The 23,702-nt window shown below is 71.5% G+C and carries 24 protein-coding genes; 14 read left to right on the top strand and 10 right to left on the bottom strand.

The features are described 5' to 3' along the window. Positions 1-113 precede the first annotated feature (113 nt). Together SMD20_RS28575 and SMD20_RS28570 are read right to left on the bottom strand one after the other, a co-directional pair. Positions 114-3,923: a LamG-like jellyroll fold domain-containing protein gene (locus SMD20_RS28575; RefSeq protein ID WP_329586982.1), complete on the bottom strand. Its 3,810-nt coding sequence runs from the start codon at positions 3,921-3,923 to the stop codon at positions 114-116. Between the two features lie 128 nt (positions 3,924-4,051). After that, on the bottom strand, positions 4,052-4,522 hold the full coding sequence (locus SMD20_RS28570) for a hypothetical protein (RefSeq protein WP_329586979.1): 471 nt from the start codon (positions 4,520-4,522) through the stop codon (positions 4,052-4,054). Between the two features lie 71 nt (positions 4,523-4,593). Between SMD20_RS28570 and SMD20_RS28565 the strand changes: the two genes are divergently transcribed. Together SMD20_RS28565 and proC are read left to right on the top strand one after the other, a co-directional pair. Further along, on the top strand, positions 4,594-5,475 hold the full coding sequence (locus SMD20_RS28565) for a proline dehydrogenase family protein (protein ID WP_329586976.1): 882 nt from the start codon (positions 4,594-4,596) through the stop codon (positions 5,473-5,475). A gap of 30 nt (positions 5,476-5,505) precedes the next feature. Continuing rightward, positions 5,506-6,300, top strand: a complete 795-nt coding sequence (gene proC, locus SMD20_RS28560) for a pyrroline-5-carboxylate reductase (RefSeq protein ID WP_329586974.1) — start codon at positions 5,506-5,508, stop codon at positions 6,298-6,300. Positions 6,301-6,334: 34 nt separating this feature from the next. Here the strand turns inward: proC and SMD20_RS28555 are convergent, their stop codons facing one another. The 4 genes from SMD20_RS28555 to SMD20_RS28540 form a co-directional block, all read right to left on the bottom strand. Further along, positions 6,335-7,078, bottom strand: coding sequence for an ABC transporter permease (locus SMD20_RS28555; RefSeq protein ID WP_329586972.1), 744 nt, complete (start codon positions 7,076-7,078; stop codon positions 6,335-6,337). After that, positions 7,075-7,965: an ABC transporter ATP-binding protein gene (locus tag SMD20_RS28550; RefSeq protein WP_329586969.1), complete on the bottom strand. Its 891-nt coding sequence runs from the start codon at positions 7,963-7,965 to the stop codon at positions 7,075-7,077. The genes SMD20_RS28555 and SMD20_RS28550 overlap by 4 nt, the downstream gene beginning before the upstream one ends. 80 nt (positions 7,966-8,045) lie before the next feature. Further along, positions 8,046-8,708 carry a response regulator transcription factor gene (locus tag SMD20_RS28545; RefSeq protein ID WP_329586966.1) on the bottom strand — a complete coding sequence of 221 codons (663 nt, stop codon included), beginning with the start codon at positions 8,706-8,708 and terminating at the stop codon, positions 8,046-8,048. Then, on the bottom strand, positions 8,705-9,859 hold the full coding sequence (locus SMD20_RS28540; RefSeq protein ID WP_329592700.1) for a sensor histidine kinase: 1,155 nt from the start codon (positions 9,857-9,859) through the stop codon (positions 8,705-8,707). Before SMD20_RS28540 ends, SMD20_RS28545 begins: the two co-directional genes overlap by 4 nt. 132 nt (positions 9,860-9,991) lie before the next feature. Here SMD20_RS28540 and SMD20_RS28535 point away from each other — a divergent pair, with 132 nt between their 5' ends. The 8 genes from SMD20_RS28535 to SMD20_RS28500 all read left to right on the top strand — a co-directional run bounded on the left by SMD20_RS28535 (position 9,992) and on the right by SMD20_RS28500 (position 16,371). Beyond that, positions 9,992-11,155 (top strand): acetoin utilization protein AcuC, encoded by a 1,164-nt coding sequence (locus tag SMD20_RS28535; RefSeq protein WP_329586963.1) that lies wholly within the window; start codon positions 9,992-9,994, stop codon positions 11,153-11,155. A gap of 38 nt (positions 11,156-11,193) precedes the next feature. Continuing rightward, positions 11,194-11,976 carry a phosphatase gene (locus SMD20_RS28530; RefSeq protein WP_329586961.1) on the top strand — a complete coding sequence of 261 codons (783 nt, stop codon included), beginning with the start codon at positions 11,194-11,196 and terminating at the stop codon, positions 11,974-11,976. A gap of 311 nt (positions 11,977-12,287) precedes the next feature. Next, complete coding sequence (locus SMD20_RS28525; protein WP_026214222.1) at positions 12,288-12,491, top strand: helix-turn-helix domain-containing protein; 204 nt, start codon at positions 12,288-12,290, stop codon at positions 12,489-12,491. Between the two features lie 176 nt (positions 12,492-12,667). Then, the gene (locus SMD20_RS28520; RefSeq protein WP_018654693.1) at positions 12,668-12,766 is read left to right on the top strand and encodes a 30S ribosomal protein bS22; all 99 of its coding nucleotides are present in this window, start codon (positions 12,668-12,670) and stop codon (positions 12,764-12,766) included. 22 nt (positions 12,767-12,788) lie between these two features. Further along, a complete protein-coding gene (locus tag SMD20_RS28515) occupies positions 12,789-13,784 on the top strand; it encodes an NAD-dependent epimerase/dehydratase family protein (protein WP_329586957.1) in 996 nt (331 codons plus the stop codon). A 29-nt stretch (positions 13,785-13,813) separates the two neighbouring features. After that, positions 13,814-14,692, top strand: coding sequence for a lysophospholipid acyltransferase family protein (locus tag SMD20_RS28510; protein ID WP_329592698.1), 879 nt, complete (start codon positions 13,814-13,816; stop codon positions 14,690-14,692). Between the two features lie 75 nt (positions 14,693-14,767). Further along, positions 14,768-15,349: an RNA polymerase sigma factor gene (locus tag SMD20_RS28505; RefSeq protein WP_329586954.1), complete on the top strand. Its 582-nt coding sequence runs from the start codon at positions 14,768-14,770 to the stop codon at positions 15,347-15,349. Between the two features lie 2 nt (positions 15,350-15,351). Then, positions 15,352-16,371 carry an LCP family protein gene (locus SMD20_RS28500; RefSeq protein ID WP_329586951.1) on the top strand — a complete coding sequence of 340 codons (1,020 nt, stop codon included), beginning with the start codon at positions 15,352-15,354 and terminating at the stop codon, positions 16,369-16,371. A 20-nt stretch (positions 16,372-16,391) separates the two neighbouring features. On the opposite strand, the gene SMD20_RS28495 is transcribed toward SMD20_RS28500, so the two are convergent. Genes SMD20_RS28495 through SMD20_RS28485 form a run of 3 tightly spaced genes read right to left on the bottom strand, consistent with a single transcriptional unit; the run spans position 16,392 to position 18,697 of the window. Beyond that, positions 16,392-17,270 carry an HAD family hydrolase gene (locus SMD20_RS28495; RefSeq protein WP_329586949.1) on the bottom strand — a complete coding sequence of 293 codons (879 nt, stop codon included), beginning with the start codon at positions 17,268-17,270 and terminating at the stop codon, positions 16,392-16,394. Positions 17,271-17,288: 18 nt separating this feature from the next. Next, the gene (locus SMD20_RS28490; RefSeq protein ID WP_329586947.1) at positions 17,289-17,975 is read right to left on the bottom strand and encodes a DUF5667 domain-containing protein; all 687 of its coding nucleotides are present in this window, start codon (positions 17,973-17,975) and stop codon (positions 17,289-17,291) included. A gap of 56 nt (positions 17,976-18,031) precedes the next feature. Continuing rightward, positions 18,032-18,697: a sigma-70 family RNA polymerase sigma factor gene (locus tag SMD20_RS28485; protein ID WP_329586944.1), complete on the bottom strand. Its 666-nt coding sequence runs from the start codon at positions 18,695-18,697 to the stop codon at positions 18,032-18,034. A 178-nt stretch (positions 18,698-18,875) separates the two neighbouring features. Here SMD20_RS28485 and SMD20_RS28480 point away from each other — a divergent pair, with 178 nt between their 5' ends. Next, on the top strand, positions 18,876-20,504 hold the full coding sequence (locus SMD20_RS28480; protein ID WP_329586941.1) for a putative quinol monooxygenase: 1,629 nt from the start codon (positions 18,876-18,878) through the stop codon (positions 20,502-20,504). 4 nt (positions 20,505-20,508) lie between these two features. Here the strand turns inward: SMD20_RS28480 and SMD20_RS28475 are convergent, their stop codons facing one another. Next, entirely contained in the window at positions 20,509-20,745 is a 237-nt protein-coding gene (locus SMD20_RS28475) for a glutaredoxin family protein (RefSeq protein WP_091091351.1), read from the bottom strand. A 114-nt stretch (positions 20,746-20,859) separates the two neighbouring features. Here SMD20_RS28475 and SMD20_RS28470 point away from each other — a divergent pair, with 114 nt between their 5' ends. Genes SMD20_RS28470 through hemC form a run of 3 tightly spaced genes read left to right on the top strand, consistent with a single transcriptional unit; the run spans position 20,860 to position 23,701 of the window. Next, positions 20,860-21,537, top strand: coding sequence for a redox-sensing transcriptional repressor Rex (locus tag SMD20_RS28470; protein WP_329586937.1), 678 nt, complete (start codon positions 20,860-20,862; stop codon positions 21,535-21,537). Further along, the gene (locus SMD20_RS28465) at positions 21,534-22,790 is read left to right on the top strand and encodes a glutamyl-tRNA reductase (RefSeq protein ID WP_329586934.1); all 1,257 of its coding nucleotides are present in this window, start codon (positions 21,534-21,536) and stop codon (positions 22,788-22,790) included. The genes SMD20_RS28470 and SMD20_RS28465 overlap by 4 nt, the downstream gene beginning before the upstream one ends. Next, a complete protein-coding gene (gene hemC / locus SMD20_RS28460) occupies positions 22,787-23,701 on the top strand; it encodes a hydroxymethylbilane synthase (RefSeq protein ID WP_329586932.1) in 915 nt (304 codons plus the stop codon). Before SMD20_RS28465 ends, hemC begins: the two co-directional genes overlap by 4 nt. The last annotated feature ends 1 nt before the right edge of the window (position 23,702 follow it).

Below are 23,702 nucleotides of genomic sequence, written 5' to 3'. Positions count from 1 at the left end.
GATGACGGTCGTGTTTGTCAAACGACTTGAGCCTACTCGACTCAACCCTTGTGAGCGCGCCTGCATTCCCGATCCTGCCCCAGAATTCTGCAGGATGGCGCGGACGCGAGGGATCAGCCGACCGGGGTGTTCAGGTCGGTCTGGATCTCGGTGGGGGTGAGGGCGCGGTTGTAGAGGCGGACCTCGTCGATGAGGCCGGCGAAGTACTCGCCCCACAGGCTGTTGCCACCGATGCGCAGGACGCCGTTGTCGGTACGGATGGCGCCGCTCTTGGCGGTTTGGGCGACTTGGGTGCCGTTGACGTAGAGGCGCAGGGTGGTGGCGTCGTAGGTCGCTGTGAGGTGGGTCCAGGTGTTGAGGGGGAGTTGGCTGGGGGCGCCGACGTCGGCGGGTGTGGTGGTGAAGATCGCCGTGTGCGGGCGGTTGCTGTCGCTGCCGGCGGTCAAGGTGTAGGCCTCGCCGCTGGCGTGCTGTTTCATGACGACGGTCCGCCAGCCGGTGACGCTGGTGGGGCGGACCCAGGCTTCCACGGTCATGCCGGTCGTGAGGCGGAGGCTCGGCGCGTCGGGGATGGTGATCCAGCTTGAGGTGCCGTTGAAGGAGAGCGCGCTGCCGTAGCGGCCGGAGGCCGTCCAGGTGGTGGAGGCGAGGGTGCCGGTGTGGCCTCCGCCGGAGGCGTCGGCGACCGTGGAGCCCGTGCCCTCGTCCATCCCGTACGCCGCCACCAGCCCCGGCACGGACGGCGGCTGCGTGACCGTCGCCGAGACCTCGGCCGAGGCGGGGCCGACGTTGTTCGCGCCGTCGAAGGCCCGCACCCGGTAGTAGTACGTGCCCGCCGCGAGCCCCGAGTCCGTGAACGACGTGCCGTCCGCCGAGCCCACCTGGTTGGCCCCCGACGGCGTGAAGCCGGGCGTGGCCGAACGGTGGACCAGGTAGCCCGTCACGCCCACGTTGTCCGTGGCGGCCGACCAGGAGAGCTGCGCCGAGCCCGGCCCGCCCGTCGCCGTGAGCCCGCCCGGGGCCGTCGGGGCCTGCGTGTCGGGTGGCAGCGGCTGTCCCACCGGGGTGTTCAGGTCGGTCTGGATCTCGGTGGGGGTGAGGGCGCGGTTGTAGAGGCGGACCTCGTCGATGAGGCCGGCGAAGTACTCGCCCCAGAGGCTGTTGCCGCCGATGCGCAGGGCGCCGTTGTCGGTGCGGATGGCGCCGGTCTTGGGGGTTTGGGCGACCTGGGTGCCGTTGACATAGAGGCGCAGGGTGGTCGCGTCGTAGGTCGCGGTGAGGTGGGACCAGGTGTTGAGCGGGAGCTGGCTGGGGCCGCCGACGTCGGCGGGGGTGCTCGTGAAGATCGCCGTGTGCGGGCGGTTGCTGTCGCTGCCGGCGGTCAGGGTGTAGGCCTCACCGCTCGCATGTTGTTTCATGACGACTGTCCGCCAGCCGGTGACGCTGGTGGGACGGACCCACGCCTCCACGGTCATGCCGGTGGTCAGACGGAGACTCGCGGCGTCCGGGATGGTGATCCAGCTTGAGCTGCCGTTGAAGGACAGTGCGCTGCCGTAGCGGCCGGAGGTGGTCCAGGTGGTGGAGGTGAGGGTGCCGGTGTGGCCTCCGCCGGAGGCGTCGGCGACCGTGGAGCCCGTGCCCTCGTCCATCGCGTACGCCGCCACCAGCCCAGGCACCGCCGCCGTCGGCTCGTACGTCGCCGTATAGGTCGTCGCGGTCGCCGGAGCCACGACCTGGTGGGTCGCCGCGCCCCCGTCCGACCACGACGCGAAGGAGTGGCTGCCGCCGCCCGCGGTCTGCGGCGAGGGGGCGGAGACCGAGTTGCCGGAGCCCACGATCACGGTCCTGGTGAACGGGGTGATCGTCTGCTCGCTGTTGAAGCCGAGCCGCAGGCCGGGCGGCGACGACTGGAAGGTCAGGTTCACCGTGCGCGGCTGGAGCAGCACGCTCTTGGTGTCGCTCAGCCCCTGGGCGTCGGTCACCGTGAGCCGCAGCTCCAAGTGGGACGGATAGTCGTGGTCGGGGGCCTGGAAGGACCCGCCCGCGCCGGTGAACGCGGTGATCTCGTGCTCGTGGCAGGTGCTCGGGCAGTGGTGCAGGATCAGCGCCCAGTGCATGCGCGAGCCGGGGATCGTGCCGTCCTGGGCGTCGCTGCCGCTGCCGGAGAAGGCGATCGTCTGGCCGACGGCCCAGGTGGTGGTGGCGGTCGGGGCGGCGATGGTCGCCGTGGGCGCGGTGTTGTCCACGTTGACGGTGACCGAGGCGTCGCCCTGGCCGCCCCTGCCGTCCTGGACGCGCAGGCGCACGGTGTAGGAGCCCGGCTGGGCGTAGGTGAACGACGGCGCGGCGGCGGTGGAGTCGTCGAGGTCGCCGTCGCCGTCGAGGTCCCAGGCGTAGGTGAGCGGGTCGCCGTCGGCGTCGCTGGAGGAGGCCCCGGAGAACGTCACGGCCAGCGGCGCGGCGCCGGAGGTGGCGCTCGCGCCGATCACCGCCGTGGGCGGGGTGTTGGCGTAGATGTAGCGGACCAGCGTCCCGTGGTCGTAGTCCACGGCGAACAGGTCGCCGCCGGGGCCCGTCTCCAGCTCGACCGTGGGCATGCCGGAGTCGAAGGTCTGGATCGTGGCCGGGTCGGGCAGGCCGTTCGCGCCCTTGGTCATCACCCAGACGCACTGGCGGCTGTAGTCGGAGAAGAACAGCGCGCCGTCGTAGGCCGCCGGGTAGCCGCCGCCGGTGTGGAAGGCGACGCCGCTGGCCGAGGAGCCGCCCGATGGGCAGGGGTCGTTCGGGGCGGGGCGGGCGTTGTGGTTCCAGGCGAAGTACGGCGCGGTGTGGGCGGAGGCGCCGGCGGCGTACAGGTTCTCGCAGAGCGTCAGGTCGAGGTTGTCGTAGCCGCCCTGGCGGCCGGGGCCCTCGTAGCAGGGCCAGCCGAAGTTGGTGACGCCGGCGGTGGGGCTGACGACCCGGTTGATCTCCTCGACGGTGTTCCAGCCGACCTCGCCGAGCCAGATCTCCGAGGTGCCGGGGCGCACGGTGATGCGGAACGGGTTGCGCAGGCCGTGGGCGACGATGCGGGCCGCGTTGGGGTCGGGGCCGGCGGCGTTGGGGTTGCCGGCGGCCGCCGCCCCCGTATCCGGATTTATCCGGATCAGTGAGCCGTCGAGGCCGGCCGGGTCGCCGTTCGTCCGCACGTCCTGCGAGCGCAGCGCCCCGCCCTCCGCCGACGGCGGCGACAGGGCCGTGCCGACCGGCGAGGGCGGGTCGCCGCACGGGTTGTCCGGCGTGACGTCGGAGCTGGTCAGGTTGTCCTGGCCGTAGTCGGCGAAGTTGAAGCTGGCGCCGTCGCCGGCCGAGGCGTACAGCATGCCGTCCGGGCCGAAGCGCAGGTCGCCGACCGAGTGGCTGGGATGCTGCTGGCACCAGTCGGTGATCAGCGGGGTCTCGGCCCCCGTGGGGGAGATGACCGACAGGCGGCCGGTGACCAGGCAGCCGTCACCGGTCGCGCCCGGCGGGGTCGGGCACGGGTCGTCGCTCGCGCCCGCGGTCCCCCAGCGCGGCGCGGCGCCGCCGGGGACGGCGTCGCGGCTGTAGAGGACGTACAGACGCGGGTCGGCGGGAAAATTCGGATGCAGGGCCATGCCGAGCAGGCCGCGGTCCCAGAAGTTGTGCACCTGCGTGCGCAGGTCGGCGTAGACCGTGGGCGTCGTGTCGGACAGCGAGTCGAAGACCTTGATCAGCCCGCTCTTCTCCGCCACGAACACCCGCCCGTCCGGCGCGAACTCCACGTTCGTCGGCCGGGTGAGCCCGCTCAGCACGGTCTGCCGCTGGAACGCCGGCGGCAGCGCCCGCGCGGGCGGGCTCGACAGCGCGAGCCAACCGGCGGGGAGGAGCAGGAGTGCGGCGAGCGCGCGGCCGAGTCGTCTCACGGGAACCCCCTGGGCTGAGCGACGTCACCCTCGACGCCCCCGCGCCTTCGGTGCCTGATCGATGTATCGCAAGTAACCGATCAGTTGTCAGCAGGGGTGTCCGCTGTTGGACACGCGGACCACTCGGCTCAGCGCTTGGCGCCGTCCACGAGCACACGCTTGCCCAGGGCCTTCTTGAGCTTGACGGTGGTGGTCTTCTCGATGGCGATCATGATGCAGGAGGTGTTCTTCGCCTTGGGCGAGGTGCCCTCGTACAGGGTGATCGTGACCTTCTTCGTCGTCTCCTTGACCTTGACGCGGTCCAGCACCGTGCACGGCTCGACGCCCGACCACCAGGTGAGCTGCACCTGCTTGCCCTTGGCGACCGGTTTGGCCTTGGTCCAGCGGACCTTGTGGACGTTGATCGCGTTCCCGGTCGGCTTGACCGGCTTGGGGCCTTCCGACGGCGCCGTCGGAGCGGTGGTGACCGGGGTCACCTCGACCGCCGGCGGCGGAGTGGGGGTGCGGGAGGAGGACGACGCGGCCGGTCGCGTGGCCGGCGCGGTGGCACAACTCGTCGCGAGAACCAGGGACCCGGCCAGAAGAGTCGCTTTCGTCATTGTGCGCATACCCTTACGACGGATCCCGGCGGCCCGCGGTTCAGCGCCCTCCGGGGGTTAGTGTGGTCTCCGTGCTCCGTCAGGCCATGCTCGCAGTCTCCCGAAGCGAACGCGCCGAGCGCGTCATCTCCACCTCGCCGCTGACCAGGGACGTGGTCAAGCGCTACGTCGCCGACGACATCGCCTCCGTGGTCGGCGACCTGACCCGCAGAGGGCTCCTCGTCACCGTCGACCACCTGGGCGAGGAGGTGACCGACCGGGAGCAGGCCGCCGCCGCCGTCGGCGAATACCTCAACCTGCTCGCCCTGCTGCCCACCGGCGCGGACGTGTCGGTCAAGCTCACCGCGCTCGGGCTGCGGCTGTCGGAGCAGCTCGCGTACGAGCACGCGGCCGACATCTGCCGGGCCGCCGCCGGGCGCGGCGTCACCGTGACGCTCGACGCCGAAGAGCGCGACACGATCCACGGGCTGCACGCCGTCCACGCCGCGCTGCGGCGCGACCACCCCGACGTGGGGGTGGTGGTGCAGGCTTACCTGCCGGACTCGCTGGAGCGGTGCGAGAAGCTCGGCGGGGCCCGCGTGCGGCTGTGCAAGGGCGCCTACACGGCGCCGGGGGCCTACACGTCGCCGGTCGAGATCGACCGGTCGTTCGTACGGTGCCTCAAGGTGCTCATGGCGGGGACGGCGTACCCGATGGTGGCCACGCACGACCCCCGGCTGCTGCGGATCGCCTCCACGCTCGCCGTGCTCGACGGCCGGGACGTCACCGGGTTCGAGTACCAGATGCTGTACGGCGTCCGCCCCGCCGAGCAGGCCAGGCTGGCGGGGCTGGGATCGCAGATGCGGGTCTACGTGCCGTACGGGGACGACTGGTACGCCTACCTCATGCGCCGCCTGGCCGAGCGCCCGCGCAACGTCGGGTTCTTCCTGCGGTCGCTGATGTCGCGCGGCTGACCGCTCTGAGCCGGTGAGTAGGCTCCAAGGATGATTGCGATTCTGGGCACGGGCAAGATGGGCGAGGCCCTGTTGTCCGGGCTGCTGCGGGCCGGGTTCAAGCCGGGCGACGTCCTCGCGACCACCCGCAGGGCCGAGCGGGCGCAGGCGCTCCACGACACGTACGGCGTGCGCACCGTCACCAACGCCGAGGCGGCGAAGGCGGCCGACACGCTGATCCTGGCCGTCAAGCCGCAGGACATGGCCACCCTCCTGGCCGAGATCGCCCCCTACGTCCCCGCCGACCGCCTGGTGATCACGGCTGCGGCCGGCATCACGACGGCGTTCGTGGAGCAGCGGCTCGGGGTGGACGTGCCGGTCGTGCGGGTGATGTCCAACACGCCGATCAGGTTCGACGAGGCGATGAGCGTCATCTCGGCGGGGGCGCACGCGGGCGAGGAGCACCTCAGGCTGACCGAGAACCTGCTGAAGCCGGTCGGCAAGGTGCTGCGCATCCCCGAGTCGCAGCAGGACGCGGCGACCGCGCTCTCCGGCAGCGGCCCCGCCTACTTCTTCTACCTGGTCGAGGCCATGGTGGACGCGGGCATCCTGCTCGGCATGCCGCGCGCCGCCGCGCTCGACATGGTCACGCAGTCGATCGTCGGCGCGGCCGTGATGCTGCGCGACTCGGGCGAGCACCCGGTGATCCTGCGCGAGGCGGTCACCTCGCCGGGCGGCACCACGATCGCGGCCATCGCCGAGCTGGAGCGGCACAGCGTGCGGGCGGCGTTCCTGGCCGCCATCGAGGCGGCCAGGGACCGCGGGCGGGAGCTCGCGGGAGGCTGAGCGGTCCGGCCCCTCGTCCGGAGAAGCCGGGCGGTCAGGCGTCGCGGCGGTGCAACAGGACGCCCGCCGCGACCGCGGTCACGGCGATCCACGCCAGGTAGACGCCGAACCCGCCCCACGGGCTCAGCGAGGAGGGCCCCCCGCCGTCGGTCATGATGAGCTGGCCCGCGTTGGTGGTGAAGTACTCCGCGATGGTCCTGCCCCACGTGCCGGGCAACTGGTGGACGACCGCGGGGAGCACCAGGATCAGCGCGATGGCCGTCACGAGCGCGCCCGCCGTGTGCCGGACGAGCGTGCCGAGCGCCAGCCCGAACAGCCCGCACGCGGTCAGGTAGAGCCCCGCGCCGACGGCGGACCGTACGACGTCGCCCGTCGTGACCCCGGAGGGCTGCGTGATCGCCAGGCCGGCGGCGAGCGCCCCCGCGGCGGCGATGGTGCAGACGACCAGCGCGGTCGCGGTGAAGACCACGGCCTTGCCGGCGAGCAGCTGGAGCCGCCGGGGCACGGCCAGGAGCGAGGTGCGGATGCCGCCGGTGCGGTATTCGCCGGAGATCACCAGTACGCCCAGCGCGGCGATCGACAGCGAGGCGAACATCGAGCCGGTCAGGCTCGTCATCAGCGCGTTCTGCACATCGACAGGCCCTTCGGCGTTCTCCTTGACCGCGAAGGAGAGCAGCGCGCCGAAGCCGATCATCATGGCGGCGGTGGCGGCCAGCGTCCAGACCGTCGAGCGGACCGAGCGGAGCTTGGTCCATTCCGACCTGACGATGTCGATCATGACGTGTACTCCAGACTGTCCTTGGTCAGCTCCATGTAGGCGGCTTCCAGCGAGGGCCGCACGTGCGTCAGCTCCTCCAGCGGGATCCCGGCCCGCGCGGTGACGGTGCCGATCTCCAGCGTGCTCATCGTGGTCACGCGCAGGTGGTCGGGATGCAGCTCGCCCGCGCCGATCAGGTCGGCGACCTCGGCCAGGCGGGGGGAGCGCACCCGTACGTAGCCCTGCGAGCTGCGCGCGATGAACTCGTCGACGCTCGTGTCGGCGATGAGCCGCCCCTTGCCGATCACGATGAGGTGGTCGGCGGTCTGGGCCATCTCGCTCATGAGGTGGCTGGAGACGAACACCGCGCGGCCCTCGGCGGCGAGCTCGCGCATGAACGTGCGGATCCACAGGATGCCGTCCGGGTCGAGCCCGTTGACGGGCTCGTCGAACAGCAGGATCTCCGGATCGCCGAGCAGCGCCGCGGCGATGCCGAGCCGCTGCGCCATGCCCAGGGAGAAGCCGCCGACGCGGCGTCTCGCGACCTCGCGCAGCCCCACGGTCTCCAGCACCTGCTCGACCCGGCTCGCGGGCAGCCCGTTGCTCTGGGCGATGGCCAGCAGGTGGTCACGGGCGCTGCGCCCGCCGTGCACGGCCTTCGCGTCGAGCAGCGCGCCCACCTTGCGCAGCGGGTGCCGCAGCTCGGCGTACGGCCGCCCGTCCACGAGCACCGAGCCGCCGGACGGCCGGTCGAGCCCGAGGATCATCCGCATCGTGGTGGACTTGCCGGCCCCGTTGGGTCCGAGGAACCCCGTCACCCGGCCGGGCTCGACGTCGAACGACAATTCCGCCACCGCGGCGGTGGCGCCGTAGCGTTTGCTCAGGTTCGTTGCCCTAATGGCTGTCATGATCCCAGCGTGGCGGCGCGGGCCGCCGGTTTCTTCCTGCCCGGGGACCGTCTCGCCGGGCGGGCTCTGGGACCAGGGTCCTACTCTCCGGGGCGGACGAGCCCCGCCTCGTAGGCGACGATGACGGCCTGGGCGCGGTCCCGTACGCCGAGCTTGGCGAACAGGCTCGTCACGTGGTTCTTGACGGTCGAGGGGGAGACGGCGAGGCCGGCGGCGATCTCCGCGTTCGAGCGGCCGCGGGCGATGAGGACGAGGATCTCCCGCTCCCGCTCGGTCAGCCCGGCGAGCCCGGCCTGGCGGGTGGGCGCGGGCGGGGTCCGCGAGGCGCGGACGAACGTGCCGATCAGCCGGGTCAGCAGGCGCGGCGCGACCGCCGACTCGCCCCGGTGCACCACGCGCACGCCCTCGATCAGCTCCTCGGGGGAGACGTCCTTCGGCAGGAAGCCGTCCGCGCCGGCGCGCAGCGCCGCGACCACGTTCTCGTCCAGGTCGAACGTGCTCAGCGCGAGCACCCGCACCTCCGGCAGCGCGACCGTGATCAGCTCGGTCGCGCGGACCCCGTCCAGGTTCGGCATGTGCAGGTCCATGAGCACGACGTCCGGCCGCAGCCGCCGGGCGAGGTCCACGGCCTCCGCGCCGTCGCCGGCCTCGCCCACCACGGACAGGTCGGGCTGGGCGTCGAGCATGAGCCTGAAGCCCGTGCGGACCAGCCCGTGGTCGTCGGCGAGCAGCACACGGATCACGGCGTCTCCAGGGGGATGCGGGCGTGTACGCGGAAGCCGCCGCCGGGGTGCGGGCCGGTCGTGAGGCGGCCGCCGCAGAGCGTCACCCGCTCGGCCATGCCGCCGAGCCCGAAGCCGGGCGTGCCCGAGCCCGTGGCGCGCCCGTCGTCCATGACCTCGACCTCGACCGCCTCCGGCTCGTACGCCAGCCGCACCCCGGCCCGCGCCCCGGCCGCGTGCTTGCGGGTGTTGGTCAGCGCCTCCTGGACGATCCGGTAGACCGCGAGGTCGACGGAGGCGGGCAGCGCGACGGGCGTGCCGGTCACGGTGAGGCTGGTGGGCAGCCCGGCCGACCTCGCCTCCTCGACGAGGGCGGGCAGCCGTTCCGCGCCCACGCCGGTCGCGGCGTCCGGTCCCGTGCCGGCCGCCCCGAGCAGGTCGCCGTCGCGGAGCACGTCGTCGGCCCTGAGCACGTCGAGCAGGCGGCGCATCTCCGTCATCGCCTCGCGGGCGGTCTGCTCGGCGCTCTTCAGCGCGTCCCTGGTGACCTGCTGCTCGGCGGGGAGGGTCGCCCGCGCGCCGCCGACCAGGGCGGTGATGACGGTGATGTGGTGCGCCACGATGTCGTGGAGCTCCCTCGCGATGCGCCGCCGCTCCTCGCGTACGGCGGCGTCGGCGGCCTCGCTCCTGGAACGCTCGTTGAGCTCCGCGCGCAGCCGGACGAGCTGGCCGACGCCCACGGCCGTCGCCACGGCGAACAGGTAGCCCACCCAGTTGCCCCGGCCGGGCCAGAAGATCTCTCCGGCCAGGGCGTAGACGGCGTAGAAGGCGAGCCCGGCCAGGGCGGTGACGCGGCCGGACGTGTGCCGGCCCACGCTGTAGAGCGCTATGGCCATGGGGAGGTCGGCGATCACGACGAGGTGCAGGGCGAAGCCGGCGACGTCCAGTGCCGTGATCAGCGCCGCGGTGAGGATCGGCCGGCGCCGGCGCGGCCACAGCAGCGCCGCGCCCACCAGGTAGTGGGCGGCTTCCGGCAGGACCTTGGCGTCGCCCTGCGCGATCGTGGCGACCAGCCCCAGTACCACGGGGGACGAGACGGCGATCACCAGGGCGGTGTCGGCGACCTTGGGACGCCGCAGGAATCGCACGGCTCTCCTGACCGTCAACCCCATGCGCACGCCCAAACCCTAAATCATGAGATGTCCGGTGCAGGCGGACATTTCCGCCCGGTGCCCGGGCTACAACGCGGAGTTCGCGCTGCGGTAACGTCGGCCCAAGGCGAGGCGGCACGTGGAGGGGTTGGCATGAGCCGGTCGGTACGGGTGATCTGGGACGACGCTCTCACCTCCTACGACTTCGGCCCCACCCATCCACTGGCGCCCGTCAGGGTGGAGCTGACGATGGCGCTGGCCCGCCATCTGGGCGTGCTCGACCGGGTCGAGCTGGCCGGCTGCGACCCGGCGAGCGACGACGAGCTGGCCATGGTCCACAAGCGCGACTACGTCGAGGCGGTCAAGCGGGTGTCCGTCTCCGGCGCGCCCGACCTCGGCTGCGGGCTCGGCACCATCGACAACCCGGCGTTCAAGGGCGTGCACGAGGCGTCGGCGCTGATCGCGGGCGCCTCGCTGGCAGCTGCCCGTACGATCTGGGAGGGCGCGGCCGAGCACGCCGTCAACATCGCCGGCGGGCTCCACCACGCCATGCCGGCCATGGCGAGCGGCTTCTGCGTCTACAACGACCCGGCGCTCGCCATCGCCTGGCTGCTGGAGCGCGGGGTGAGCCGGATCGGGTACGTCGACGTCGACGTCCACCACGGCGACGGCGTCCAGACGGTCTTCTACGACGACCCGCGGGTGCTGACAATCAGCCTGCACGAGAGCCCGCGCACGCTGTTCCCCGGCACCGGCTTCCCCGAGGAGACCGGCGCCGAGGGCACGGCGGTCAACGTGGCGCTGCCGGCCGGCTGCGGTGACGCGGGCTGGCTGCGGGCCTTCCACGCGGTCGTGCCGCCGCTGCTGCACGAGTTCCGGCCCGAGGTGCTGGTGACCCAGCACGGCTGCGACAGCCACGCGCTCGACCCGCTCGCCAACCTCATGCTGAGCGTCGACGGCCAGCGCGCCGCCTACGCCGCCCTGCACCGCCTGGCCCACGAGACGGCGGGCGGGCGCTGGATCGCGGTCGGGGGCGGCGGCTACGAGCTGGTCCAGGTCGTCCCGAGGGCGTGGACGCACCTGCTCGCCGAGGCGTCGGGCCATCCGGTGGATCCGGCCACGCCGACCAGCGAGGAGTGGCGCCGGTACGTCAGGGAGCGCACCGGCGAGACGCCCCCGCTGACCATGACCGACGGCCGAAACCCGGAATTTCGTGATATCTCGGCAGGTTATGACCCAGCGGACCCCATCGACCGTGCGGTCATGGCGACCCGCAAAGCGGTGTTCCCCCTGCACGGCCTCGACCCGATGCCCTGACCCCAGGCCCTGCCGCCGATGTTCTGCGAAGGAAAGCTGTGCTGAGCCGCGACCAACTCCGCGATCACCTCGTACGGACCCGCATCGCCGGTGACGTCGCGACCCCCCGTGAGAACAACCTCGACCACTACAGCTCCCTGGCCAACGGCGACCCCTACTACGCCCTCGGCCTGAGCTTCGACCACCCGTGGTCCTACCGGGACGTGCTCGCGCTCATGGCCAAGTCCGCGGGCGTCGTCTCCGACCCCGGGCACCGCTGGGGCCAGGACACCATCGACCCCGAGCTGACGATCGACGCCCTCGACGCCATGGCCGAGCGCATCGCGGCGGTGCTGGCCCGGCCCGAGCCGCGCATCCTGTTCGCGACCGGTCACCCCACCGGGCTGCTGGCGGTCCACCTGCCGCTCGCGGCGCTCTGCGAGCGGCACGGCGCGCGGCTGCTGACGCCCGGCGAGGGCTGGACGTACGCGGGCTCCGGCTTCGGCCGCCCGCGCCGCATCCGCTACCTCCAGGACATCGCGATGCTCGACGACCGGGGCAACTTCGTGCACAGCCACGACGCCGCGCCGATGCGTCACATGCTGCACGAGCTGGACGGCGACCTGCCCGACCTGGTGATCGCCGACCACGGCTGGGCGGGCGCGGCGGGCGAGGCCGGGGTGCCGACGGTCGCCTTCGCCGACAGCAACGACCCCGGCCTGTTCGTGGGTGAGGCCGAAGGAAAGATCGACGTGGTCGTGCCGTTGGACGACAACGTGCTACCGCGCTTTTACGCTCCGCTCACGGAACGATTGGTCACTCTGGTCTCATCAGCCCTGTGAGTTCAATTCGGTCAGCTCGATACCGTCTTTTCGCGCCCGCATTCCAAGGGGCTCGCCGTCCCTTTGCCAACTTTTGACAGGGCTCCGGCGACTCTTATGTGTGGCATCTTGGACAGTTCCAAGGTCCAGGCGAGGTGCTCGGCCCGCTGCTCACCAGCGATTTCTCTGGTTCGGCTGACAGACGGCTCCGTCAAGAGAGAAAATAGGGGGTTTGCGCACTCGGAGTCCCGACTTACGCTGACGGCAGTACACGTGCGTGAGCAATGGCACCAGTGGGGATAACCCGGAAACACGTGCGGAAGAGGCGTCCGATGGGTGCAGGCGAAAGACCTCTCAGCGAGGTGAAGTTCCTGACCGTGGCAGAAGTCGCGACGGTCATGAGGGTGTCCAAGATGACGGTGTACCGGCTCGTACACTCCGGCGAGCTCCCGGCCATCAGGGTAGGCCGGTCGTTCAGAGTGCCCGAGCAGGCGGTGCACGACTATCTGCGGGAGGCCTACATCGAGGCAGGTTGACGTAGCGACGTGATGGTCACGCCGTGAGTGCTGTCGCGGGAGAAGCCCGGCCGCTCGCCACGCGCGGCCGGGGCTCTCGCCCCCCGAGGGGCGATCTACCGTGGATCGCCGGTAGTCTGTGAGCCGGTGTGCGCTCGCACTCCGATTCAGACTTGCTATCAGTACCTGGGGGTCCCGTGGGCTCTGTGATCAAGAAGCGCCGCAAGCGGATGGCCAAGAAGAAGCACCGCAAGCTGCTCAAGAAGACGCGCATCCAGCGGCGTAACAAGAAGTAACCAACGCAGCTGCGAGGCGCTGATGACCCACACCGTGCTCGTCACCGGGGTCTCGCGCCACATCGGCGCCCGTGTGTCGAACATGCTGGCCGCCGACCCGGACATCGACCGGGTCATCGGAGTGGACACCGTGCCGCCCCCCTCGCTGACGCGGGACGGCGGTGTCTCCCTGGGCCGGACCGAGTTCGTCCGGGTCGACCTGCGCAGCCCCGACATCGCGCAGGTGATCGCGGCCGCGGACATCGACACCGTTGTGCACATGAGCCTGGTCAGCGCTCCCTCGCGGGGCGGTGGCAGGGCCGCCATGAAAGAGCACAACATCATCGGCACCATGCAGCTGCTCGGCGCCTGCCAGCGGTCGGCGACCGTGCGGCGGGTGGTGGTCCGTTCCACCACCGCCGTCTACGGCTCGTCACCGCGGGACCCGGCGGTCTTCACCGAGGACCTGGAGCCGCACGACGGCCCCAGCCACGGTTACGCGAAGGACGCGTGCGAGGTCGAGGGCTACGTGCGGGGCTTCGCGCGCCGCCGTCCCGACGTGACCGTGTCACTGCTGCGCTTCGCCAACTTCATGGGGCCGGGTGTCGACTCGCCCCTGACGCGTTACTTCACCCAGCCGGTGCTGCCGACCGTGCTCGGCTTCGACCCGCGGCTGCAGTTCGTCCACGAGGACGACGCGGTCGAGGTGCTGCGCCGGATGGCGACGGAGGACCACCCCGGCACGTTCAACGTGGCCGGGGCGGGCGTGCTGCTGCTGTCGCAGTGCGTGCGCAGGGCGGGCCGGCTGTCGATGCCGCTGTTCTCGCCCGCGTTCGAGGCGCTCGGCAACGCCGCGCGCCGGCTCGGGCTGGTCGAGTACTCACCCGAGCAGCTCAAGCTCATGTGTTACGGCCGCGCGGTCGAGACCTCCCGGCTGGAGGCCGAGCTCGGCTGGAAGCCGAAGTTCAGCACCGGGGCGGCCTTCGAGGACTTCCTGCGCTCGCGGGGCCTGCACCCGCTCGGAGGTGTGCCCAGTTGAGCGTCTCCCACGAGGACGACGACGGCCGTGTGATTCCCATCACAGCCGCGCCCTCCTACGAGCAGGCCGACGACCCCGACCCGCTCGCCGAGCTGCTGGCCTTCCTCCGGCGGCGGATCGACGGCGACTACGAGGTCGACGAGTTCGGCTACGACCCCGAGCTGACCGACAAGGTCTTTCTCGAGCTCGTCCGGCCCCTCTACAACCACTGGTTCCGGGTCGAGACGGTCGAGCTGCACAACGTGCCCGAGGAGGGCGGCGCGCTGGTCGTCGCCAACCACTCGGGCACGCTGCCGATCGACGCGCTCATGCTCCAGGTCGCCATGCACGACGACGTCCACCGGCCGCTGCGGCTGCTCGGCGCCGACCTCGTCTACCAGCTCCCGCTGCTCAGCCACCTGGCACGCAAGACCGGCCACACCCTCGCCTGCCGGGAGGACGCCGACCGGCTGCTGCGCAAGGGCGAGCTGGTCGGGGTGTTCCCCGAGGGCTTCAAGGGCGTGGGCAAGCCGTTCTCCGAGCGCTACAAGCTGCAGCGCTTCGGCCGCGGCGGCTTCGTGGCCTCGGCGATCCGCGCCGGGGTGCCCATCCTGCCCACGGCGATCGTCGGCGCCGAGGAGATCTACCCCAAGATCGGCGACGTGAAGTCGCTGGCCCGGCTGCTCGGGCTGCCCTACGTGCCGATCACGCCGTTCTTCCCGTTGCTCGGGCCGCTCGGGCTGGTGCCGCTGCCGTCCAAGTGGATGATCGAGTTCGGCGAGCCGATCCGCACCGACCACTACGAGCCCGACGCCGCCGACGACCCCATGCTCGTCTTCAACGTCACCGACCACGTGCGCGAGGTCATCCAGCAGATGCTCAACGAGCTGCGGCTGCGCCGCGGGCACGCGTTCCCGCCGTTCCTCTGACCGCGCGCCCGCCGTGAACCCCCGCGGCGGGTTGTGGCGATACATCTCCGACCGTTCCCCCAGAGAAGGGCGGAGATGATCCTGCAACCCGCCACCCGAGGCGCGGACGCGGAGCTCGTGAACGCCTCATGGACCGAACCCGAGGCGTTCGCCGAGCTGTTCGACCGCTACGCCGGAATGCTCTACCGCTACGTCTCCAAACGGCTCGGTCCCGAGCCCGCGGAGGATCTCGTCGGCGAGACCTTCCTGGTCGCCTTCTCCCGCAGGAGGAGCTACGACCTGGCCTATCCGGACGCCCGTCCCTGGCTGTTCGGCATCCTCACCAAGCTCATCTCCCGGCACCACCGCAGCGAGGCCGCCCGCTACCGCGCGCTGCTGCGCGCGCCGGTCGAGCACATGATCGAGTCGCCCGCCGACCGGGTGGCCGCAGGGGTCAGCGCCCAGGCGGTACGCGGCGAGCTGGCCGGCGCCCTCGCGTCCCTGTCCGCCAAGGACCGCGACGTGCTGCTGCTCATCGCCTGGGGCGATCTGACGTACGAGGAGGTCGCGCAGGCGCTCGGCATCCCCGTCGGCACCGTGCGCTCCCGCCTCAACAGGGGCAGGCGGAAGGTACGGGCCGCGCTCGGCGACACCAACCCGATGGCGGAGGAGGAGTGACGATGGACGACCTGAAGCTGCTCCGCGACTTCGGCGCGGAGCTGGAGCACGAGCCGCCCGCGACGCTCGTCCGCCAGCGCGAGCGCCTGCTGCGGGCCCGCCCCACCCGGCGGTGGTGGGCCACCTGGTGGACCGCCGGTCTCGTGGCCGTCGCGACGGCCGTCGCGGTCGTGGTGCCCACGATGCTGCTGGCCGGCGGACGGCCGGCCGCCGTGCCCCCCGCCGGAGCGCGGAACGTGGATGTCGGCGGCGCCATGAACATCCTGCTGGTCGGCTCGGACAGCGTCGAGGGCGAGAACGCGGCGTACGGGCCTTGGCGCGCCCGTCAGCCGGACGGCGGCGGGCGGCGCGCGGACAGCATCATCATCCTGCACGTGCCCGAGGACAGGGGAGCGGTGACGGCGGTCAGCGTCCCCCGCGACTCGATGGTGCGGATCCAGGGCTGTGCGGGCGGGCCGGCCCGCGTCGGCATGATCAACTCCGCGTACGACCAGGGCGGCGGCCTGACCTGCCTGCGCCAGACCCTGCAGAAGCTGACCGGGCTCACCTTCAAGCACGCGATCGAGGTGGACTTCACCGGGTTCAAGGGCGTGGTGGACGCGCTCGGCGGCGTGCAGCTCACCCTGAGCCGCCCGGTGGACGACCGGCGGGCGAAGCTCAAGCTGCCGGCCGGCAAGGTCACTCTGAACGGCGAGGCGGCGCTGGGGTGGATGCGCTCGCGGGCCCAGGGAGACGGCTCGGACATCGCCCGCATCAAGCGGCAGGCGCAGCTCCTGCGCGCGATGGCGAAGAAGGCCCAGAGCTCGGCCCTGGACCAGAACCGGCTCAAGGCCCTGCTGGCCGAGGTGCGCAAGTCGGTGCGTACCGATCTCGGCGTGGAGGAGATGGCCGCGCTGGCGGCGCAGCTGACGGAGGCGAAGATCAGCATGACCGTCGTGCCGTGGCAGCCCGCCAAGACCGACCCGAACCGCGTCGAGTGGCGGCAGCCCCAGGCCCGCGAGCTGTTCGAGACGCTGAAGTGACGGGAAGAGCGGGCGGCGGGTCAGACGCGGCGGTAGTGGCGGCGCAGGGCCAGGCCGGCCGCCACGCCGCCCGCGATCGCCCCGACGCCCGCCGCGATGGGCAGGGCCTTCAGCGTGGCCTTGCGGCCGGTGCGGAAGTCCCTGATGGGCCAGTCGTGCTTCCTCGCGTGCTCGCGCAGCTCGCTGTCGGGGTTGATGGCCACGGCGTGGCCGACCAGGGACAACATCGGCAGGTCGTTGGCGGAGTCGCTGTAGGCGGTGCAGCGGGTGAGGTCGAGGCCCTCGCGCCGGGCCAGCGCCCGCACGGCCTCGGCCTTGGCGGGGCCGTGCAGCAGGTCGCCGACCAGCCGGCCGGTGTAGATGCCGTTGCCGGTCTCGGCGACGGTGCCGAGCGCGCCGGTCAGCCCGAGCCGCTGCGCGATGACCCTGGCCAGCTCGACGGGCGTGGCGGTGACCAGCCAGACCCGCTGGCCGGCGTCGAGGTGGGACTGGGCGAGCGCGCGGGTGCCGCTCCAGATGCGGTCGGCCATGACCTCGTCGTAGATCTCCTCGCCGAGGCGGACGACGTCGTCGACCTTGGTGCCGGCCACGAACGCCAGCGCCGTCTCCCTCGCCACCGCGATGTGCTCGGGGTTCTCGCTGCCGCGCAGCCGGAAGGCCGCCTGGCCCACCGCGAACTTGAACAGGTCGGAGGTGGTGAACATGCCGCGCGTGGCGAGGCCCCTCGCGAAGTGGTAGATGGAGGCCCCGCGCATCATCGTGTTGTCCACGTCGAAGAAGGCCGCCGCCTCCAGGTCGGGCTCGACCGGCTGGGCCGGCGCGACGGTGACCGCCGCCCGGGCCGCCGCCTCGCCGGCAGCTTCGGGCTCGATCTGGTGTCGTCGTCCAAAAAGCCGCATGGGCCTCAGCTTAGCTACCTACTGTGGCGCGACCAGACCTTCGATGTAGTGCAGATAGCCCTCCGCCTGGGCCTGCTGGTCGCCGTTGAGCTGGGGAAGCATGGGGCTGACCATCTCTTTCTGGTCCCGTGCGAATTTCTTGATCTTCGGCGAGCGCGGCTCGGCCCGTTCGAGGCGGCTGATGCCCGATCGGGTGGAGTCCTCCATGTCCTTCAGGGTCTCGCCGACCAGCGGGCCGTCGTCGGCGGAGCCGAGCAGGCCGGCGACCTCCTTGGCGCGGGTCTTGGCGGAGTCCAGCTCGCGCTCGCCGCGTACGGCGTCGTCGGCGCTGAGCCGGACGAAGGTGCTCTCCGCGGCCCGCTTGAGCGGGTAGAGCGAGTCGCCTGGCACCGACTGGTACGTCGCGAACGCCGAGACCATCATCCCCGCCGCCAGCCCGAACGAGGCCAGATGGGACAGCATCGGCCGCCCGCGCGGGCGCCGCCGGGAGGCGCGGGGACGCGCGTGCCGGCCCGAGGAGAGGACCGGCATGCCGGAGGAGACGGACGGGAACGGGTGGGGCGACTGCTCGGCCTGGTGCCGGGAGAGCAGCTCGGCGCGCAGCCGCGCGCGGAAGGCCGGCTCCGGGGCCCCGCCGATGGGCAGGCTCCGCAGCTCCGTGAGGTGTTCGAGCACGCGCTCCCGCCGCCTGCGCGCCCTACCCATGACAGTCGCTCCCGTCTGGCCGTGACACCTGCCTAACGACGGGTGGATGGTGGAGGTTACGCCAGGTCGTGCTTGAGCGCTCGGGCCAGCGCGCGGATGGCCCGGAACTGCAGCGCTTTGATCGCTCCACTCTTCTTCCCCATGATCAACGCGGTTTCCGCGAGCGAGAGTCCGTGCAGGAAACGCAGGACGACCACTTCCTGCTGTTCGGGATTGAGCTCTCGTACGGCCCGCAGCACCCGGTCGTTGATGATGGCCGTGACCACGGCGTTCTCCGGGATGTGCGAGCCGTCGAGCGGAACGTCGATGATCTCCCCGGTAGGGATCTCCAGCCGATATCGCCCCGATTTGAAGTGATCCGTCACCAGGTTTCGGGCGATGGTCACGAGCCAGGCGCCGAAATCGCGGCCCTGCCAGGTGAAGTCGGCGATCCTGCGCAGCGCCCGCAGGAAGGTCTCGCTGGTCAGGTCCTCGGCGAGCTGATGGGATCCGACCCGGAAGTAGATGTAGCGGTAGACGAGGTCCACATAGCGGTCGTAGAGCGTGCCAAACGACTCCGTGCAGCCGTTCTTGGCGTGCAGCACGAGCGCCCGCACGTCCACGTCCGCGGCTGCGTCCACCTCGGGTTCCGGCACTTCTTCGCGCACGGCGAACTCGCCCGTCCGGGCAGGCGCAGCGAGCGCTGGCACCAGCAGCCCGGCGAACGGTGACGAGTCAGGCATCCGGTATCCCTAGGGGTAAGGGGTGCGGCGTGCTCGAACACTCTAGAAATCAACCGGAAATTCCACAATCCACAAGGTACTTGCATGACTTGGTGTAACCGCCGGATACCGTGAGGATCGACCTGTTCCCTCTTCGGCTACCGGCTGGGAGGCATCGTCCGGCAGCATTGGAGTCACCATGGAGATCCTTGTTGCTGTCCTCGGGTTCGCCGGTGCGCTCCTCGCCGCCTTCGCGACAGGCGCCCTGATCAAAAGGCTGCGTGACGAGCCCGAGGGCTGGCTGATCGGCTGGGCCGTCGCCGCAGCGGCGCTGTTCCTGTCGCTGGCGGTGGTCGGCATCGGCTGCCTGATCGGGTTCGGAGGGGTGACGTTCCGGATCTACCAGGTGACGGGGTCGCTGCTCGCGCCGCTGTGGCTGGCCGTCGGCATGATCCAGCTCCTCGCCGAGCGGGTGCCGCCGCGCTTCCTGGCGTGGCTGATGGGCATCGCGCTGACGATCGTCACCGGCGCCATCATGATCTTCGATCCGCTCAAGTCCGACGTGACGGGCAAGACCCCGCCCGCGGGGTCGGCTCTCTGGGGCATCTTCCCCGGCTACCTGCTGATCGGCGTGCACGTCGTCGCCGTGGTGATCATGCTGGCCATGCTGGTGGTCGCGGCGCTCAAATGGCGCAACGGCGACGAGTACGACACCGACAACCTGCACGCCTCCCTGGTGATCGCCCCGTCCGGGATCGCCCTGGTGGGCGCGATGCGCTTCACGGTGCCCCCGCTGTTCACCACGGCGCTGCTCGCCGTGGCCGCGGCGGCGATCTGGTACACCGTGCTGCGGCCGCTCGCGCCGTACGACGACGAGGACGACGACTTCGACGACCGCGACGCGCCCGCGAAGCGCGGCCAGGACACCCGGGTCGGCGCCCGCCATGGCCACGATGCCGCCGCGCGGCACGGCCACGATGCCGCCGCGCGGCACGGCCACGACGCCCCCGGGCGGCACGGAGGCGACCGTCGCGGGGCGCCGCCGGAGGACCACGACCGCACGGTCCCGCGCGGGCGGAGGGCCATGCCCGAGCCCGTGCCGGCCGCCGACCTGCCGCCCGCCGCGCCCCGCCGGCCCACCGGCCTCGGCGACCTGGTGGCGGAGTACCGCGCCGGCGAGCGCGACGTCGACTACGCCGCCCGCATGACGCCGCCCCCGCCCGAGGACGGCCCCGCGACCGGCTACATCATGAACAGCGGCCCCATGCCCGGCGGCCCCTCGGGCCCGCAGCACTTCGGCGGCCCCTCAGGCCCGCAGGCCATGCCGCAGCGCCCCGAGTACGCGATGCCGCCCACCCCGCCCCCGGCCGGCCCCGCCACCGGCATGCTCTTCTCCGGCGCCGACCTGTTCTCCCCGTCCGGGCCTCAGCAGCCGGGCCAGCAGCCTGGTCAGCAACCGGGCCGGCAACCCGGCCCGCAGCCCGCCGGGGGCCGCCTGTCGCCGAACATCTACGGCCTGCTCACCGTGTTCACGATCATGGACGGCGCGGGCGAGGCGTTCGACCGGCTGGCCGAGGCCACGGTCGAGGGCGTGCGCCGCGGCGAGCCCGACACGCTCGTCTACGCCTGCCACTCCGTCAAGTCGGCCCCGCTGCAGCGCATCGTCTACGAGCTCTACCGCGACGAGGTCGCCTACCGCGACCACCAGCGGCAGCCGCACGTCGAGCGGTTCGTCACCGAGCGGCAGTCGATGGTGCTGGCCACCAACGTCATCGAGCTCGACGTCAACGCCGCGAAGGTGGTGCCGCTCCCCACCGTCGCGTACTGAACCGTCACGTACTGAGTGCCGCCCGCAGGCGGGTCTCGTCGACCCGCCAGAAGTCGTGCTGCACGCCGTCGATGAGCGTGACCGGGATCATCTCCCAGTATTTCTCCCTCAGCTCCTCGGAGGAGTCGATGCTGATCTCCTCCCAGGGGACGCCCAGCTCGCCCGCCACCCGGGCGATGACCTCGCGCGCGTCCTCACACAAGTGACAGCCGGGCTTGCCGAGCAAGGTGATGCGGTGCATATGGCAACCGTACCGCCGCTACTTTGTGCATCGGTTCACAAAGGGATTAACCTGAAAGACGGTTCTAATCCATCTCCGCGGCTCCCCGCCGCCCGTCCCCTGGAGCTCCGGCGCGTGAAGAGCACGTCCCAGCCCCGTGACCGAGGCATCCCCGAGGCGACGGTCGCGCGGCTGCCGCTGTACCTGCGGGCGCTGCACGGCATGGCGGAGCGGGGCGTGGCGACGGTCAGCTCCGAGGACCTCGCCGTGGCCGCCGGGGTCAACTCCGCGAAGCTGCGCAAAGATCTGTCACACCTCGGCTCCTACGGCACCAGGGGCGTAGGCTATGACGTCGAGTACCTCGTCTACCAGATCTCCCGCGAGCTGGGCCTGACGCAGGACTGGGCGGTCGCCATCGTCGGCGTCGGCAACCTCGGCCGCGCGCTGGCGAACTACGGCGGGTTCGTCTCACGCGGTTTCCGGGTGGCGGCATTGATCGACGCCGACCCCGAAGTCGTGGGCGACACCATAGCGGGGTTGAATGTTGAGCACATCGACGAACTGGAAGCCGTCGTCAAACGGCGTGGAGTCTCGATCGTGGTTCTGGCGACACCGGCGGAAGCGGCGCAGGCGGTCTGCGATCGCGTGATCGCCGTGGGCGTGACCAGCATCCTCAACTTCGCCCCCGTGGTCCTCTCCGTTCCGGACACCGTCGATGTCCGTAAGGTCGATCTATCCATCGAACTGCAGATTCTCGCGTTCCACGAGCAACGCAAAGCTGGAGGGCCACTCATGGCGGTGGACAGTCAATGAGCATCCTGGCCATCGGACTCAGCCACCGCACCTCGCCGGTGGCGCTGCTTGAACGGGTCTCACTCACCGGCGACCGGCTGGTCAAGCTCCTGCACGACGTCCATCACGAGTCGTCCGTGGCCGAGGCCATGGTGGTGTCGACCTGCAACCGGGTGGAGATCTACGTCACGGTCGACCGGTTCCACGCCGCCCTCACGGCCGTGACCGGGCTCCTCGGCGTGCACACGGGCATCCCGGTCGAGGAGCTCACCCCGCACCTCTACGTGCACTACGAGGAGCGCGCGGTCGAGCACCTGTTCTCCGTGGTGTGCGGCCTCGACTCCATGGTGGTCGGCGAGGGCCAGATCCTCGGCCAGGTACGCCAGGCGCTCAAGCTCGGCCAGCGCCAGGGCACCGTCGGCGCCACGCTCAACGAGCTGGTGCAGCAGGCGCTGCGGGTCGGCAAGCGGGCGCACACCGACACCGGCATCGACCAGGCCGGCGCCTCCCTCGTCACGGCCGGGCTGACGCTGGCGGGCGAGATCGCGGGCCGGCGGGCGCTGGTCGTCGGCGCCGGCTCCATGAGCTCGCTGGCCGCCGTCACGCTCCAGCGCGCCGGGGTCAGCGACATCGTCGTGGCCAACCGCACGTACGAGCGGGGCGCCCGGCTGGCCGCCAACGTCGGCGGCCGGGCCGTCGAGTTCTCCGCCATGCCGGCCGAGCTGGCCGGTGCCGACATCGTGATCACCTGCACCGGAGCGGGCAGGCACATCATCACGCCGGATATGCTGGGCGGACCCACGTTCCTGCTGGACCTCGCGTTGCCGCACGACGTCGACCCGGCCGTGCGACGGGTGCCGGGGGTCCGGCTGGTCGACCTGGAGACGATTCAGGAGTCCGGCATCGGCTCGCGGGAGGTCGACGCGGTCGCGTCCGTGCGCGCCCTGGTCGTCGAGGAGCTTCGCGCCTACCTCGACGCCGAGCGCGCCGCCAAGGTCACCCCGACCGTGGTCGCGCTCCGCAGCAAGGCGGCGGGGGTGGTCGAGTCCGAGCTCGGCCGGCTCCTGATGCGCGTGCCCGACCTCGACGCCCGGGCGCGCGACGAGGTCGCGATGACCGTGCAGCGCGTCGTGGACAAGCTGCTCCACGAGCCCACTGTGCGTGTCAAGCAGCTCGCGACCTGCCCGGGAGGCGATCATTATGCGGAGGCGCTGCGTGAGCTGTTCAACCTGGACCCGAAGATGCCCGAGGCCGTGAGAGAGGTGGAGCTGTGACGCCCGAACCCCTCCGGCTGGGCACGCGCCGCAGTCAGCTGGCGACCGCCCAGTCCCAGATGGTGGCCGACGCCTACACCGAGCGCACCGGGCGAGCGATCGAGCTCGTCGGGGTGACCACGTTCGGCGACGTCACCAAGGCGCACCTCGCGCAGCTCGGCGGCACCGGCGTGTTCGTCAGCGCGCTGCGCGACAAGCTGCTCGACGGCGAGATCGACTTCGCCGTGCACTCGCTGAAGGACCTGCCCACCAAGCAGGACCCGCGCTTCGTCCTGGCCGCGCTCCCGGCCCGCCACGACCACCGTGACGCGCTGATCGCGCACGCCAAGTTCGCCGACCTGCCGTCCGGCGCGCGTGTCGGCACCGGCTCGCCGCGCCGCGTCGCCATGCTGAGCGCGCTCCGCCCCGACCTCGACTACGTCCCGATCCGCGGCAACGCCGACACGCGCATCGCCAAGGTCACCTCCGGCGAGCTCGACGCGGTCGTGCTGGCCACGGCCGGGCTCGACCGGCTCGGCCGCGGCGCCGAGATCGCCCAGATCTTCGAGATCGAGGAGCTGCTGCCGGCCCCCGGCCAGGGCGCGCTCGCGGTCGAGTGCCGCGCCGACCTCGCCGACCTCGTCGCCTTCCTCGGCGTGCTCGACGACCCGCGCACCCGTTCGGCGGTGGCCGCCGAACGCTCGGTCCTGTCCGCCCTGGAGGCGGGCTGCGCCGCGCCCGTGGGTGCGTACGCGGTCGATGACGGGCACACTCTGAACCTGACCGCCACGGTCGTCGCGCTCGACGGCCGCGAAGCGGTCCGCAAGTCCGCCGCCGGCTCTCCTTCTGAGGCTGTCAGCCTGGGCCGCCGCCTCGCGGCCGAGATGATCTCCGAAGGGGCCGACAGATTGATGGGGGAGCATTCCCATTGAG

Source organism: Nonomuraea sp. LP-02 (assembly GCF_036289125.1).
In the GTDB taxonomy this organism is placed as follows: Bacteria; Actinomycetota; Actinomycetes; order Streptosporangiales; family Streptosporangiaceae; genus Nonomuraea; species Nonomuraea bangladeshensis.
Note: the sequence above shows the minus strand (reverse complement) of the source record. Positions and strands in the feature narration are given on the sequence as shown.